The 16,732-nt window shown below is 46.1% G+C and carries 10 protein-coding genes and 2 tRNA genes; all 12 read left to right on the plus strand.

Annotated features, from left to right (window positions below):
* The first annotated feature begins 65 nt into the window (after positions 1-65).
* The 12 genes from PUW25_RS07520 (at position 66) to pheT (ending at position 16,643) form a co-directional block, all read left to right on the plus strand.
* Positions 66-1,592, plus strand: a complete 1,527-nt coding sequence (locus PUW25_RS07520) for a leucyl aminopeptidase (protein WP_238546265.1) — start codon at positions 66-68, stop codon at positions 1,590-1,592.
* Between the two features lie 129 nt (positions 1,593-1,721).
* Entirely contained in the window at positions 1,722-2,693 is a 972-nt protein-coding gene (locus PUW25_RS07525) for an AAA family ATPase (RefSeq protein ID WP_047910023.1), read from the plus strand.
* 3 nt (positions 2,694-2,696) lie between these two features.
* On the plus strand, positions 2,697-3,806 hold the full coding sequence (locus PUW25_RS07530) for a DUF58 domain-containing protein (protein WP_047910022.1): 1,110 nt from the start codon (positions 2,697-2,699) through the stop codon (positions 3,804-3,806).
* Positions 3,803-5,104, plus strand: a complete 1,302-nt coding sequence (locus PUW25_RS07535) for a DUF4129 domain-containing protein (RefSeq protein WP_047910021.1) — start codon at positions 3,803-3,805, stop codon at positions 5,102-5,104. Before PUW25_RS07530 ends, PUW25_RS07535 begins: the two co-directional genes overlap by 4 nt.
* Positions 5,105-5,200: 96 nt before the next feature.
* Positions 5,201-6,163 (plus strand): aldolase catalytic domain-containing protein, encoded by a 963-nt coding sequence (locus tag PUW25_RS07540; RefSeq protein WP_238546264.1) that lies wholly within the window; start codon positions 5,201-5,203, stop codon positions 6,161-6,163.
* Positions 6,164-6,620: 457 nt separating this feature from the next.
* Positions 6,621-8,621, plus strand: a complete 2,001-nt coding sequence (locus PUW25_RS07545; RefSeq protein ID WP_337999944.1) for a putative bifunctional diguanylate cyclase/phosphodiesterase — start codon at positions 6,621-6,623, stop codon at positions 8,619-8,621.
* A gap of 261 nt (positions 8,622-8,882) precedes the next feature.
* A tRNA-Pro gene (locus PUW25_RS07550) sits at positions 8,883-8,956 on the plus strand.
* A gap of 10 nt (positions 8,957-8,966) precedes the next feature.
* Positions 8,967-9,037 (plus strand) — tRNA-Gly (locus tag PUW25_RS07555).
* Positions 9,038-9,172: 135 nt separating this feature from the next.
* A complete protein-coding gene (locus PUW25_RS07560; RefSeq protein ID WP_047910019.1) occupies positions 9,173-10,324 on the plus strand; it encodes an SGNH/GDSL hydrolase family protein in 1,152 nt (383 codons plus the stop codon).
* A 402-nt stretch (positions 10,325-10,726) separates the two neighbouring features.
* Positions 10,727-12,646 (plus strand): ribosomal protection-like ABC-F family protein, encoded by a 1,920-nt coding sequence (abc-f, locus tag PUW25_RS07565; protein ID WP_047910018.1) that lies wholly within the window; start codon positions 10,727-10,729, stop codon positions 12,644-12,646.
* Positions 12,647-13,100: 454 nt separating this feature from the next.
* Positions 13,101-14,135 (plus strand): phenylalanine--tRNA ligase subunit alpha, encoded by a 1,035-nt coding sequence (gene pheS, locus PUW25_RS07570; RefSeq protein WP_047910017.1) that lies wholly within the window; start codon positions 13,101-13,103, stop codon positions 14,133-14,135.
* Between the two features lie 57 nt (positions 14,136-14,192).
* Positions 14,193-16,643: a phenylalanine--tRNA ligase subunit beta gene (gene pheT, locus PUW25_RS07575; RefSeq protein ID WP_047910016.1), complete on the plus strand. Its 2,451-nt coding sequence runs from the start codon at positions 14,193-14,195 to the stop codon at positions 16,641-16,643.
* The last annotated feature ends 89 nt before the right edge of the window (positions 16,644-16,732 follow it).

Raw genomic sequence — 16,732 nt, forward strand, 5'->3', positions numbered from 1 at the left:
TTAAAGGAGTAGTATGAAAATATGGCGATATATAAATTTGATCCTATTTATTAGCTGGCTGAAGGATGGATATGATGATGAATACGAAGATTGAAGCGTTATGGAAATCAGACATTCCGATCGAGTCGATTGAAGCGCAAGCGGTCATTTGTTTGGTAAGCGAGGCAGAATGGATTACGGGACATTTTCCTGAAGTATGGAAGGAAGCGATTGCCTCTGTGAAGGAACGAGGCTTATTCCAAGGCTCTGAGAATCAATTGTTTACCATACCCGTCATGCAATCAGATGCAGCAATAACACTAATATTAGTCGGAACGGGACAACACCCTCTAACGCCTGAAGAGCTTCGCCTGACTGCAGTGCGGGCTGCAAAATCAGCAGTGAAGATGAGCGCAGATCAAGTCATATTTGCATTGCCGTCCTCCTTACTTACTTATTCGCAGTCTCAGGATATTGCCGTTGTGGCTCATGCTCTAACGGAGGGATTTATACTGGGCACCTATCGCCGCAAAACATACAAACGTAAACAACAGGCCTATACTGGCCCGGATCGGCTTATATTTCATCAGGATAAAGTGTATCAGGACGAACATGAGCAGCAGTGGCGAACCGGTATGGAGAGGGGAAGGGCTTTCGCAGAAGGAACGATACTAGCTAGAGACTTGACGAATCTGCCTGGCAATATGCTTGTTCCTCGTGATCTTGCCAATGCAGCCCTAAGGCTCGCCGAGCAGCATGGTCTTGAATTCGAAGTGCTGGATGAGCACGACATTGTTAAGAAGGGAATGGGCGGACTCTGGTCGGTAGGAGCCGGGAGTGTGAATCCTCCCCGGATGATTGTCCTGAAGTATCAGGGGAAGACCTCCTGGGAAGGAGAAATTATCGGTCTAGTCGGAAAAGGCATTACGTTTGACACTGGCGGAATATCACTAAAGCCTCGTGTTGGGATGGAGGACATGATAAGTGATATGGGCGGGGCGGCTGTGGTACTTGGTGCACTGCATACTCTATGTTTGATGCGGCCAGAGCAGAATGTGATTGTTGTCATTCCCTCCGCCGAAAATATGCCCTCAGGAGGTGCCTTCAAACCGGGAGATATTATCACTACACTCAGCGGCAGGACCGTTGAGATCTTAAACACCGATGCAGAAGGAAGGCTCGTGCTCGCTGATGGATTAACCTATGCGAAGGAGCTCGGAGCAACCAGGATTATTGATGTAGCTACGCTGACTGGGGCGGTTGTATCAGCGCTAGGTGACGTCGCTACAGGAGCGGTATCTAACGACGACCCTTTTATGAATGAATTCATACTAGCCTCCAAACGGACGGGTGAGAAGGTGTGGCCTCTGCCCGCCTATCCTGAGTTCGAAGAAATGCTGCGAAGCGAGGTAGCCGATCTGCGTAACAGTACAGGGAGATACGGAGCTTCTATCACTGCGGGTCTATTTATAGGTACTTTTGCTGAAGGGATGCCGTGGATCCATCTGGATATTGCGGGAACCGCTTATGTATCGAAAGAGAGAGGTGTCCATCCCAAAGGAGCAACCGGAGCGATGGTAAGAACCATTGCGGAATATATAATAAATCAATAAGTGAGGCGGGCCTTGTGATATACACAAGGTCTTTTTCATTTGGAAAAACATGCATGGAATATAGGGTTATGGTAAAATCACTGTATTAATATGAAAACGTTTACGAATATGGGGAGGTCAAGCATCGTTATGGAAATTCAAGAAATCGCACAAGTGGCAGCCGAGCTCAGAGCAAATATGGCAAAAGTCATTGTGGGCAAAGATGATACAGTGGATTTAATGCTGATCGCGATGATTGCCTCAGGTCATATACTGCTTGAGGATGTACCAGGTACCGGGAAGACTTTGCTGGCCAAAACGATGGCAGCCTCTTTAGATTGTACATTTAGACGAGTCCAGTTTACTCCTGATCTATTGCCCTCTGACCTGACGGGTATTCATTTTTATAATCAGAAGGAAGGAGAGTTTGAATTTCGGGAAGGTCCTCTATTCGCTAATTTAATTCTTGCTGATGAAATTAACCGGGCGACACCGAGAACACAATCCAGCTTGCTGGAATGCATGGAGGAGAGACAGATCAGTGTGGATGGGCACACACATGAGCTCAAAAAGCCTTTTATTGTCATCGCTACCCAAAATCCTGTAGATAATCAAGGGACATTTCCATTACCAGAGGCACAAATGGACCGCTTTATGCTCAAGATGAGCATGGGTTACCCTACTCAGGAGGAAAGTGTAGAAATTTTGCGGCGTACGATAAGCGGGAATTTCATAACAGGTGTATCTGCGGTTGTAGCCCAGCGTGACATCGTAGCTGCACAATCGGTGTATACAGCCGTTCGCGTCCAGGAAGATTTGATGCGCTATATTATAGCTATCGCTGACGCAACAAGACATCATCCGGATATTGCGCTGGGCGTAAGCCCGCGAGGAACACAAGCGCTGCTTAAGGCAGCACAGGCCCGGGCAGCCATACAAGGCAGAGAATATGTACTGCCTGATGATATAAAGGCTCTAGCGCTGCCTGTATTGTCACATCGGCTCGTATTCAAACATCGATCCAAGCAGCAGGAGGGGAAGGCTGAAGCGCTGTTAAGTGATATCATTTCACAAATTCCTGTGCCGAGCGACAGAACAAGTGTAGAAAGCAGTGTGCAATAAACGATGGAGCTTCTGTGGTTTCTTGTCGTTGGACTTCTGCTTGTTCTTGCTCAAGGTATCCTGCTTGGAGTACCTGCACTGAAGAGAATTTCGTATCAGCGCGAGTTTGCGAAGCAGCAGTGTTATGCCGGGGATGAGCTTGAGATGGTCGAGAAGATTTCGAATGAGAAAAGACTTCCCGTACCCTGGCTTCGCTTAGAGGCAATGATGCCGGCTTCTTTTATATTTCATACAGGCGCTGAACTTGGCATCAGCAGAGGAGATATTTATCAAAATCATCAAAGCTTGTTCTCGCTTAAGCCTTATACCCGAATTACGCGGAAGCATTTCTTTACTTGTCAGCATCGGGGTGTGTATCAATTGGAAACGGTGACCATGACAGGTGGTGACCTTCTGGGTGTCTATTCCCACGCGAAGAAGCAGCCTGTATCGGTTCAGATCACCGTATTCCCTGCACTCCTTGCTGATCACGAAATGCCGACGAGCTATAAGGTTTGGCAAGGCGAGCTTGAGGTATCCCGCTGGATCGTAGAGGATCCGTTTCTTATTCTTGGTGTCAGAGAATATGGAGCGAGTGATCCGATGAATCGAATTCATTGGACAGCAAGTGCGAGAACGGGACAACTGCAGGTATATAAACAAGGCTACAGTTCAGATCCGCAAACGCTCATTATATTCAATATTCAGGAATCCAGTGACATGTGGAGTGTCGTAACGAAGCCCGGTATGGCGGAGAGAGGTCTATCCTATGCCGCAACAGCGGTGAATGATGCAGTGAGCAAAGGACTAAAAACAGGATTTATGCATAATGCATACGCTTTAGGATCAAATTCACTCGTACGAATTGATGCTGACTATGGGGTTCTTCACGCAGAATATATAATGCACGCCATGGCTGAAGTACAACTGAAGTGTTTGATGCCGATGGATCAGGTGCTCATGGATGAGGCAGACAGGCAGCTTGATTCAGGGGAACGGCAGGATTACTTGTTAATTACGCCTTTTGTCTCGCCTGGAATGGAGGAACAGCTGCATCGACTTAGAAGCGGCGGGAATAAAGTCAGCATTGTATACCTTGATTCAGATCAGGAGTACAAGGAGGCAGGAAGATGAGTAAGGATCATGATCAAGCGGTACCTATACGAGTGTATATGCTGGGCTTGATGGAGCTCGTCTATGTTTATCCGTTAATTGTACTGCTCTCTGTTTTTGGACTGTCGATGAGCCCTGTTTATACTTTCATCTTGCTCGGGATAGGTCTCCTGGCAGCAATATGGCTCAGATCAGCAATTCATAACAGGCTTATGGCTGGAAGTGTATCATTTATAGCTGGAATGATCATCTCCGGAATCGGAACGCTTCTATTCCAAGCAAATCAAACTTTGATCCCTGTACTTCTGGCAGCAGTGGCAGGAGCGGGAGCGGCATTTCGCGGATTCTCTCTAGGTAATCGAAGATTAAGATTGGCTCCTGCGGATCGTCTGCAATATACGGGACTTATTTCACTGCTTGCATTAAGCGTGATTGCCACGAGAGTACCTATACTGGATGATCATACGATGAGTATTTATGCGGCCGGTATCATCGGATTTCTAGTCTACGTATGGACAAGACATTCACGCGAAATGAGGCGGGCCACCTTAGACATGGAAGGTAAGAGACCGCAAATAAAGAGTTTTTCCGAGCTGAACCGGACACGGATGCTCCTCTTCCTGGTCATTGTCATCATCTTGGGGTCATTTAATTATCTGTCGGAGTTGTTTAATTACCTGTGGAACGGATTTACGAGCTGGTTTCGTACATTGTTTGATGGAGAGCCTTCGGAAGAAATACCCGAGACGATCCCCCAGCTTCCTTCGGAAGGACTTCTATTCCCTCCCGCTGAAGCGGAACCTTCAAGTGAACCATCCCCCGTATGGGATTGGGTACTGAACGCGTTGGTCATGCTCGCAGTGCTCGCCTTCTTATTATTAATTGGTTATGGTCTGTGGAGGCTGCTCAAGAAGGTAAGCGCATATCTTCAATCCAGAAGCACACCCCAAGACGAGGCTCCAATCCCAGAAAGAATTGCTTATATCGATATAACGGAGACGATTGAGAACAGACCGAAGAAAGATTTTTTTCGCAAGTTCCGTAAGCAGCGAGTCCCGGTCGAACCAGAGCAGAGAATTCGTTATTATTATAAATCTGTTATAGAGCAGGCGGGTAAGGAAGCAGGACCCCCGCCTTCATCACTCACGCCTAATGAGTTAGGGAAATGGCTGACAGAACATAAAGAAATCCATCATAGGCATTTTCCGTATAGAGAAGAACTGTTACACCAGTTGATAGCTTTATATAACAAAGTCAGATATGGAGAGCAGCAGATATCTCCCGAAGAGATTCAACCGCTTGATCAGGCACATAAGTAAGCTAGAGTGTCAGATTAGGCCAAGCTTCACTTTACTTTTCATTCCACGTTCAAGTATCATGAGAGAAATAAAGTAGGCATACAAAGGAGCTTAGCCATGAAGACGATGACAAATCATAGCAAGATAGTAGACTGTACAATCCGAGACGGCGGCCTCGTGAATAATTGGGATTTCAGTGTGGAATTTGTACAGAAGCTGTATGAGAGCTTAAATGAAGCAGGCGTTGAATATATGGAGGTTGGATATAAAAACTCCCCTAAGCTGCTGAAGGGTGCCGATAAAGCAGGGCCTTGGCGCTTCTTGAACGATGATTTCTTAAGAAAGGTCATTCCGCAAAAGGGCAACACCAAGCTGTCCGCACTGGTAGACATCGGAAGAGTAGACGAAAATGACATTCTTCCCCGCAGCGAAAGTATGCTGGATTTGATCCGTGTTGCTTGCTATATCAAGGATGTGGACAAGGGTCTAGAGCTGGTACGCATCTTCCATGAGCGTGGTTACGAAACGACTCTTAATATTATGGCGTTATCTAATGTGATGGAGAACGAGCTTCTTGAAGCATTTGAGATGATCAATGAGAGCGTAGTTGATGTTGTATACATTGTCGATTCATATGGAAGCCTGGATCACAGTGACATTAAATATCTGGTTGAGAAGTTCAAGCTTCATCTGCCTAACAAACGGCTTGGTGTTCACACCCACAATAACATGCAGCTCGCATTCTCCAACACGCTAATCGCTTCTGAGCTTGGTGTTGAACTGCTGGATGCTTCCGTGTATGGAATGGGCCGTGCTGCCGGAAATTGTCCGACGGAGCTGTTAATCGCTCATTTGAAAGGAACCAAATACAAGCTCCGCCCTGTACTTGATGCGCTGGAGCAGCTCCTTGTACCTTTACGTGAGAAAGAAGAGTGGGGATATATCCTCCCATATATGATAACAGGTCATCTTGACGAGCATCCTCGCTCTGCCATGGCACTTCGTAATTCAGATGACAAAGATCGGGTCGTAGATTTTTATGATACGCTTACTACACCCGAAGTAAACTTTGATAAGTGAGGATTCTGCATTAATCCCATTAGGAACGATGAGTCGATCCTGGGGTTGAGCACTAGCCGTTTTGCTCGCAATATTCCATGACTAGGCACTCTCTACAAAATTGTAGAGAGTGTTTTTCTGTGTTTGAGTCTTAATACCTATAATTTACGCATTTACGCATGTATAAATCAAAAAAATAGTACAAAGTTTGCTGATTAAATGGTATTATAGTCCAGTGGATATCGAAGAAAATGTTGGAATATGTCACATCTCAACTGTAAATTATACGCTAACATAAGAAAAAATGTACTTTACGGACAATATTTAGGAGGCATCAATAAATGCTATGAGCATTAAGTTGAGACATCCCAAGTTCTTATGGACTGCGGGTGCTGGTCTTATATTATGTATCTTGAACCCATGGATAATGCCTTCCTTATCTTCAGAGCTTAGTCAGGAAATGATTAATTTATTTGGAATGGGCATCTCTCTTTGTTCGTTAATTATCTGCTTCTCTGCTTTTAACCAGGCAAGGCTACTGGAACAGGGGCATAGAACACATAACGGGCAGTATATTGCTTCTGTATTTTTTGCAGCAGGTTTTTTGGAATTGCTATTATTCATACACTATAGCGGAATTTCCTTCAGAAATGAGCTGCTGGTGGATACCTCCGATGTCATAATCATCGTATTTTTGACTCGGTTGCTCTGTGTAATGGGTATGCTTTATCTCGGGTTTTCTTCTCCGAAATCCCAGGAGCGTCCCATCCATAAATCTATAGGATTAGGCGCTGCTCTACTATATATGGCAGTCCTGCTTCTCCTTCTACAAAACAACGACAATCTTGACTACATCTTTAGCATTTATGACCCCTTGAACGAGATTGTAAATCCAATTCATTATGTGATACATATTTCTCTTTTGTCCTTCTTAATATTGGCTCTTCTGGGGCTGCTATTTTCAAAGGTAAAACGAGCAATGAATGTGAGCAAGAACCTTATACTTGGTATGATATTTTGTATTGTCAGTCAAGGCTTTATACTGCAGATTCAAGACGTATCGGATCTCTCTTTTACGCTGTCCATGATTTTTCAGCTGCTGGCCTATTTAATTTTTCAAGAGGTGTATTTCAACCTTTATGTCACAATTCCGCTTGAGCGGCAAACCGTCACCCGAGAGCAGCTGAACTACATGGCTCATTTTAATGAAGTCACGGGATTGCCGAATCGGAGATCTTTGATCTTACATTTACGTGATTGTATGCATTCTGCTTATTCAGAGAATCGGACGGTGGGTCTGCTGGTCATCAACATCAACCGTTTTAAGATCATAAATGATTCCCTTGGTTATCAGTTCGGTGATCAACTGCTGAAAACAACAGGAGAACGCATAAAGCAATACAGAGGCGGCAAAATCGAGGTGTTCTCGCTGGACAGTGACCGATATGCTGTCGTTTTAAGTGAATTTGTTGAAACAAAATTATTAAACAGGCAGGTAAGTGAAATACTTCAGCAATTTAAAGAGCCCTTATTATTGAAGGACCGTGAGCTGTACCTTACCCCGTCTGCTGGTATAAGTCTTTATCCATTTGATGGAAGTTCACCCGAGGAATTACTTCGTAATGCAAATACAGCCCTTCATTTCGCGAAGGATCATGGGATGGATCTGAACCGATATGCAGTCTCGATGAAACGGGAGGCACAGAAAAGCCTGCAGATAGAGCATGACATCAGAAAGGGCCTGAAGCGTGGAGAATTTTACTTGGAATACCAGCCGCAAATCGATCTAAGAACGAATGAGGTCGTTGGTGTTGAGGCACTCGTTCGCTGGCAGCATCCGGTCAAAGGGACGATTTCACCAGCCGATTTTATTCCCATCGCAGAGGAGAGCGGGCTTATAGTACCGCTTGGAGAATGGGTGCTTCAGGAGGCGTGTTCCCAGAATCGAAAATGGCAGCAGCAGTACAGACCCTTGTCGATCTCTGTGAACCTGTCCATCCGGCAATTTCAGGATGTGCATCTGACAGATCGAATTCAGCGCGTTCTGCTCGATACGGGCCTTGATCCGACATGTCTTGAACTGGAAATTACAGAGAGCACGATGCTGGACTTTGATCAGGGAATTGATGTTCTGGATCGGATCAAGAAGTTAGGTGTACAGATTAGCATTGATGATTTTGGGACCGGCTACAGCTCGTTACATTATCTTAAGAAGCTTCCAATCGATCGATTGAAGATTGATCAGTCTTTCGTTCGTGAGCTGATGGAGGACCGCAGCAACAAGGCCATCGTATCTACGATAACCTCTATGGCCAAGCATTTACAGCTTAAGGTCACTGCTGAAGGTGTAGAGAATGAAGAACAACTTCTATTTCTGCAGGAACAGCACTGTCATGAAGGTCAGGGATACTTTTTCAGCAAACCCCTTAGGTCTGAAGATTTTGAAACCCGATTCTTAAAGGTAGCTGTCTATAATTAGAAAGGCTAGATAGAATGAACATAGGACATACATAAATACTAGAATGAATCAATTTATAACTATAAAGAGTTGAAAATTGATAGGCAGCAGCGTTGTTTAATTAGCATCATAACCGTACAACAGTTCTATCCACTTAATCTATGAGTTCATTCTATCTAGAAAGCTTCTAATACTTCTCATACCAAAAAAACTATTGCAAGAATAAACGGTGAGTGATATATTATTAGTTGTCACCAATTAAGTAAGAATACATAACGATGACGGGATGTAGCTCAGCTTGGTAGAGCACCTGGTTTGGGACCAGGGGGTCGCATGTTCAAATCGTGTCATCCCGATTGTATATATGCGGGTGTAGTTCAATGGTAGAACTCCAGCCTTCCAAGCTGGTAGCGTGGGTTCGATTCCCATCACCCGCTTCACTGAGAGCCTTGCGATTTTTCGCGAGGCTTTTTTCTATAGGATTATAGATTTGTTTTTTGAAGCTGGAGTATAATGATGGAGAATTATCTGGACTTGAACACTTACAACATGAATAAAAGGGTGGATTAGAAATGCTGGGGGAATACGTATCTGCAACCGCCGTGTCAACGGCAACGAATTTTGTAATGATTGAGGAAACCGCATTCACACGTACATATCGAACGTACTTCAAGCCTCGAGAGAATGAACCGCTGGAAATGAAATTTTGGCACAGTAATGCGGTGGACTCTACCTGGGATGTGGGAGCTGTAGCCAAAGGGAGCATGCCTGGGGGAGAATGGAAGATTGAGTCGGCATATGTGGCTGTAAGTCAGGAAGAGCGGGATGGAAGTATCGTTCCAGGCTCGGGAACCCCGATTACATTTGAAGGAGAATATACGAAGCACGTACAGCCTGGAGAGCAGTTTTGGAGTGATGTCTTTACGATCGATGTGCTGCCGGGGCGTGACTTGGTATTTACCTGGACCCTGTCGACGCAAGCGGCAGGGAAGTCATTTCCCTACAACACGGATGGACTGCTTGTATCTGCTTATGCTGCAGAAGGGAGTAAGGCTTCAGAGGAATCGGGAGCATCCTTCACCGAGCTGGAGAATCAGCTGGTCTTGCCGGCATTTATCGGTTATAAACGACAAGTGAAGCATCGTATGGTCTTCCTGGGTGACTCTATTACACAGGGAGTAAGAACACCTAAAGACGGCTATGAAAATTGGGCTGCCCGTATTGCAGACGGATTAAGTGCAGAATACAGTGTCTGGAATATTGGATCAGGCTGGGCAAGAGCCTATGATGCGGCTAGTGATGGGCCATGGCTACTGAAAGCAAGGCAAGGCGATATCGTAGCTGTAGTGCTGGGTGTCAATGACATTGATATTGGCGCGCGCAGCAGCGAGGAGCTGCTTGAAGATCTGACAGTCATTGTTCGGAAACTGAAGCAAAATACGGAGGCTAATCCTCAGATTATTCTCTTCACCGTTCCTCCGTTTAATTTTGTAGAGCAGAGGGAAGAAATCTGGCGTACAGTGAACGAGACGTTACGCACAAGACCGCCTGAAGGTGTGGATTATGTATTTGATATCGCAGAAGTACTGTCCTGTTCAGCACCGGATGAGCACCGTATTCAGCAGAAATACATGAGCAATGAATTTGATCCGCACCCGAACGGTGAAGCAGGTAAACAGGTAGCGGACGCTTTCCTAAAATGGTTTCCGGAGAAGTTATTATAATCTTAATTAGGCATTTGCATATTTGCCTTTCTTTAAGTTCATGCTATACTAGGAACAATTATGATGAATGAGAGGTAACCACACGTATCATGGAGTAAAACACACGAAATCCTGGAGATAACTGTAAACCGATGGTGAAGCAGGTTAGCTGTATGCGGCTGACGTATCTAGGGACAAGTGTGCTTATTTCTACTGATAGGATACGTGTGGTTATTTGTGCTGTCTGATCCGTGGCCTCGTGCTGGACTTGAACCGGTCAGCTCTGCTTGCTCACGTACCGCAGGTGTATCTTTACCTGTCCTCCTATCCTCCAAAGTACGCTTCTTCTATAGATGAACGTCTAAGCCGCAGGCTCCTTGCCTGCGGTGTTTTAGCTTTTGTACAGAAAGAGGGAGATACGGTATGACAACACTTATTCATATGCGTGAGATTAGTAAGGATTGGAACGGAAAGAAATTGTTCGGACATGTCAATATGGAGGTTAATGAGAATGAGCGTATTGCTCTGTTTGGACGGAATGGTTGTGGCAAGACGACGCTGCTAAATATTCTGACAGGCAGTGAACAGCCGACGGAAGGTACATTAACCGTCCATCTTGAGTCTGAGGAAATCGGATTTATGCGTCAGGACTTTAAACCGGAGGAACATCTGAGTGTTAAGCAGATTGCCTATGTAGAGAGCGGAACTTGGGGAGTATTAAAAATGGATCTTCAGAAGGTCGAGGAACAGCTCGCCTCTGAACCTGATCCTTCTCCCGATTTGCTTCAACGCTATGGAGAGATCCTTGAGCAATATGAAGCCTTCGGTGGTTATTCTAAAGAGGCGGAGCTTGAGCGAATGATGACACATCTCGGTATTGGAGAAGAATTATGGGAACGCTCCTTTAGCTCACTAAGTGGAGGTCAGAAGACCAGGCTGCGCCTATCAGCACTGTTAACGAGAAAACCGAGGCTGCTTATTCTTGATGAACCGACCAATCATCTCGATCATGAGAGCATGGTCTGGCTGGAAGGCTGGATATTGTCTTATTCAGGCACCCTTGTTTTTGTCTCACATGACCGGACTTTTTTAGATCGGGTAGCCACGAGTATCTGTGAGCTCACTCCAGAGGGGACTCATAAATATCCAGGAGGCTATGAGGAATATAAGCTGCAGAAGGAGCGCGAGCGCAGAGAGCAGGCGACGAAATATCGTCAGCAGGAGCTTGCTAAGCAGGCGTTGGAGGAGTCCATCCGTAAATACCAGGAATGGTTTAAGATATCGCACCGAAATGCAGGGAATGTAACCGAGTCAAGAATAGCAGCGAGTTATTACAAGGCAAGGGCAAACAAAAATATATCAAGATATCACGCGAAGCAGAAGCAGCTTGAAAGGCTCGAGGGAGAGCGGGTTGAGAAGCCGCGCGAGGGTCCTAAAGTCAGTGTAGATTTAAAGGATGGCGAATTTGGCGCAAGGACATTTTTACAGCTCAGAGACGTGGAGTACACTTACCCTGCCGCTCAAACCCCTGTATTCTCCGGGATTAACCTGGTCGTTGAGCGTGGGAAGAGGATTGCTCTCCAAGGCGTGAATGGTGCTGGGAAAACGACACTGTTAAAGCTGATCACCGGCGAGTTGTCTCCGCAAAAAGGAGAGGTGAACCATCATCCCAAGACCAAAATAGGTTATTTCTCGCAGGAGCTTGAAGGTCTACAGCCAGAGATGACTTTGCTCGACAGCTTGCTCATTAATCCGTTCATGACACAAACAGAAGCGCGGACCATGCTGGGTAATTTCTTGTTTTCACGGGATGACGTGTTCAAGAAGATTGGAGAGCTGAGCATGGGTGAGAAATGCAGAGCTGCTTTTATAAGGCTGTACTTCAGCGGTTCTAACCTGCTCGTTCTTGATGAGCCTACCAATTATCTGGACATTGACACTAGAGAAGTCATGGAGGAAGCGCTGCTGAATTACGAGGGCTCGTTCGTATTTGTATCTCACGATCGGACACTTGTCCGTAAGCTGGCTAATCAGCTGCTCCACATGGGTAAGCATGAGCCTTTACGCATATTCGATGGGACGGTACAGGAATACGAGGAGCATTTGGCTAGAAAGAGTGAAACGCCGGAGGATCGTGAGGAGGAAGACCTGCGGATTCAGCTGCAGCATCGTTTGAATGAACTGCTGACAGGGTCTAGTTACGATCAAGTGAACTCCGGGCAACGGGCAAATGTTGAATCTTATTATATGGACAGTGCTACACTGCAAGAGATTCGGGAGATACGTTCACAGCTGGCAGCCTTGCAAAAGAAGGAAAAGCGGTCTTCCAAAGAGAGAGGATAGCCTATTTTGGTTGTGGGGCTTGCGAGTGAAGACGCATTTGCGTATAATAATGTAGCAAACTAGGCAAGACTTAAACGAATCAAATGCTTAGATGGAGAAGAGTACACAGTGCCTTTGAACAGGGAGGAAGCGCCAGAGATTGAGAGCGTTTCTACGAAATCAGGCTGTCGAAGTTCGCTCCGGAGCAGTTCCTTGAACATTAGACAGGGTATGGACAGTATGTACTTTATACCTTGTATGTCAGTAGAGGATACCGGTTCACGTCCCGTTATGAACGTGCTAAAGTGAGATTGAAATCGTAGAGCGGATATGGCTGAGGATAGATAGCTATATGAACAGCTGTACATGAATCTAACAAGGGTGGTACCACGGTCTTTTCGTCCCTTCATCGGGAGAGAAGGCCTTTTTTTGTTGAACAAAATCTTAGGGCAATTGAAGGAGGCTGCTGAACGCCATGAAAGAAAGATTGGAAGCTTTGAAGAATGATGCGCTTGCTGAGCTGGCAGGCGTAAATGATGCACAGGCACTTGGCGATATAAGGGTGAAATATTTAGGTAAAAAAGGCGCGCTTACTGAAATTTTGCGTGGTATGGGAGCACTGAGTGCAGAGGAACGTCCGGTCATTGGACAGGTGGCAAACGACGTTCGTGGTGCAATCGAAGCTGTAATTGAAGAGAAGCAGGAAGCATTTCAAAGAGCAGAAACCGAGAAGCGCCTGGCGAAGGAAACGATCGATATTACGCTGCCGGGACGTCGTCTGCCAGAAGGCGGGCTCCATCCATTAACGAAGGTTATCCAGGATCTTGAGGATATCTTTGTCGGTATGGGGTATCAGGTCGCTGAGGGTCCAGAGGTCGAAACGGACTATTACAACTTTGAAGCGCTCAACCTGCCGAAGAATCATCCGGCCCGTGACATGCAGGATTCCTTCTACATTACAGAAGATATTCTGATGCGTACACATACTTCTCCTGTACAGGTTCGTACCATGCTTGCAATGCAAGGTGAATCCCCTGTGAAGGTCATTGTTCCAGGTAAAGTATATCGGCGCGATGATGATGATGCTACGCATTCCTTCCAGTTCCATCAGGTAGAAGGAATTGTCGTCGGTAAAAACATTCGGATGAGTGACCTGAAGGGTACATTGCTCCAGTTCGTGCGTGAAATGTTCGGAGCACATACAGAGATTCGTCTTCGTCCAAGCTTCTTCCCATTTACCGAGCCTAGTGTTGAGGTCGATGTTACCTGTATCAAGTGCGGAGGAGCTGGCTGTCGTTTGTGTAAACAAACCGGCTGGATTGAAATTCTAGGAGCGGGTATGGTTCATCCTAACGTACTTGAGATGGGCGGCTATGATCCTAAGGAATACAGCGGCTTTGCATTTGGTATGGGTGTAGAACGGATCGCAATGCTGAAATATGGAGTTGATGATATTCGTCATTTCTATAACAGTGACCTCTCATTCCTGAAGCAATTTGCCAGATTATAATACCCTTTCAACAGACTGAATTAGAAGCTTATATAAATAGAAGGAAGTGATCGTAACGTGAGAGTATCAACAGAATGGTTATCTGATTATATTTCTCTAGAGGGTGTTGCACCTCAGGATTTGGCTGAGCGCATCACACGTGCGGGAATTGAAATTGATATTGTAGAAAATCGAAATCAAGGTGTGACCAAAGTTGTCGTCGGCTACGTAATTAGCAAGGAGAAGCATCCAGATGCGGATAAGCTGAACATTTGTAAAGTCGATGCAGGACTTGGGGAAGAGCTTCAGATCGTATGTGGAGCAAAAAATGTAGACGCAGGCCAGAAAGTTCCTGTCGCTCTTGTCGGAGCGAAATTGCCCGGCGGTCTAGAAATAAAAAAAGCCAAGCTGCGCGGCGCCCTGTCCCAAGGGATGATCTGTTCTGCCAAAGAGCTCGGACTAAATGACAAGCTCTTGCCTAAAGAGCTGCAGGAAGGAATCCTCGTACTGCCGGCTGAGCTTGAAGTAGGTACACCGATTGAGCAGGTACTGGGTCTTAATGACCATGTACTTGAGCTCGATCTTACGCCAAACCGTTCAGATGCATTATCTATGATTGGAGCTGCTTACGAGGTTAGTGCCATCTTGAGCAGAGATATTACATTGCCAGCACCGGAAGCAGATCTTAAAGAGTCTGGCTCAGCGGCAGCAGACCATATCTCCGTTCAAGTCGATGCTCCTGAGCTATGCACTCATTACTCGGCTAGATATATTAGCGGTGTATCGATTAAGCCATCTCCGCTATGGATGCAAAATCGTCTGATGGCAGCCGGTATCCGCCCGATTAATAACATCGTGGATATTACCAACTACGTTATGCTCGAATATGGCCAGCCGCTGCATGCATTTGATGCGGATCAGCTGTCGGGAGGCAGTATCGTCGTTCGCCGAGCAACCGAAGGCGAAACGATGATTACGCTTGACGACCAGGAACGTAAACTGAAAGACACGATGCTGCTGATTACAGATGGTGCTAAACCGGTCGCAATTGCCGGTGTAATGGGTGGACAGAATTCCGAAGTTACGAGTGATACAGCTAATATCTTATTGGAATCAGCTAAGTTCGACGGCACCACGGTTCGCAAGACATCCCGCGAACTCGGACTGCGTTCAGAATCCAGTCTTCGTTTTGAGAAAAATGTAGATCCTGGTTCTGTCATTCCTGCATTGAACCGTGCTGCATCACTGATCAGTGCTTATGCTGGAGGAAATGTGCATCCGGGAATTGTGGAGTCCACAGCAGGCTCCAATGAAGAGCGAGTGATTGCTCTCTCTGTGACCAAAGTAAATAACTATCTGGGTACATCGCTCTCTGCTGAGGAAATTCATGCGATTTTTGATCGCCTGCATTTCACCTATGAGACGGCTCAAGAGAACGAGCTTCTTGTCACTGTTCCAACACGCCGGGGAGATATTACGCGGGATGTGGATCTTATTGAAGAGGTTGCCCGTCTATACGGATACGATCATATTCCAACAACGGTAATTGAAGGACCTACGACTGCGGGATCACTGACGAAGCCGCAGCTCATCCGCAGAGCGCTGCGTGGCCTTTTGTCAAACGCAGGATATCAGGAGATGATCAGTTACTCCTTCGTTAATCCGGAGCGGTCGACACTATTTTCAGCCTTGACGGCAGGCAGCCAGTCAGTGAAGCTTGCTATGCCGATGAGCGAAGAGCTCAGTGTACTGAGAACTAGCGCACTTCCACAAATGCTGGAGGCAGCACAGTACAACCGTAACCGCAAGCAGGAGAGTCTCGCGCTGTTTGAGATCGGCAGTGTTTTTTATACAGAAGAAGAGACACTGACGAAGCAGCCTAAGGAAATTCCAGTGCTGTCTCTGCTCTTGTCCGGTAATCGCATTGAGAAGCAGTGGAATATTACAGCTGAGAAGGTCGATTTCTTTGATCTTAAAGGTGCTGTGGAATCCATATTTGCATACCTCGGACTTGAAGGTCAGATCAGCTACGCTGCGAATCAGCCGAAGGACTATCATCCGGGACGGTCGGCTTCCATATATCTGAAGATTTCCGGTGAGGAGCAGGTGCTCGTAGGAACACTCGGTCAAGTCCATCCTGAGCTTCAGCTGGCCTACGATCTAGGAGATACGTATATAGCGGAATTGTCCCTTGAAGCCTTGTATGATGAGGCTCTTCCTCCGCTAGTTTATCGTGAGCTGCCGCGCTTCCCTGCAGTTTCCCGTGATATTGCAGTGGTTGTAGAGCAATCGGTAGAGGCCGGCGTCTTGATGTCTTCGATCCGGGAGTCTGCTGGTGAATTGCTTCAATCGGTACAAGTATTCGATATTTATACAGGGGAGAAAGTGGGAGAAGGCAAGAAGAGTATTGCCCTTGCACTAACATATCGTCACAAGGATCACACCCTGACTGAAGAGGAAATTACGGCAGTTCATACGAAGGTGCTGACGGATCTGTCCGATAAAACCGGGGCTGAACTTCGCAAATAAGTTTTTTCCTGATTTACCCTTTATTTTTTGAGAAAAAAATTGCAGGAATTGCCCTAAGTCACATCGAATCCTTAAACATCAAGGTTCGA

It is taken from the genome of Paenibacillus urinalis (assembly GCF_028747985.1).
In the GTDB taxonomy this organism is placed as follows: domain Bacteria; phylum Bacillota; class Bacilli; order Paenibacillales; family Paenibacillaceae; genus Paenibacillus; species Paenibacillus urinalis.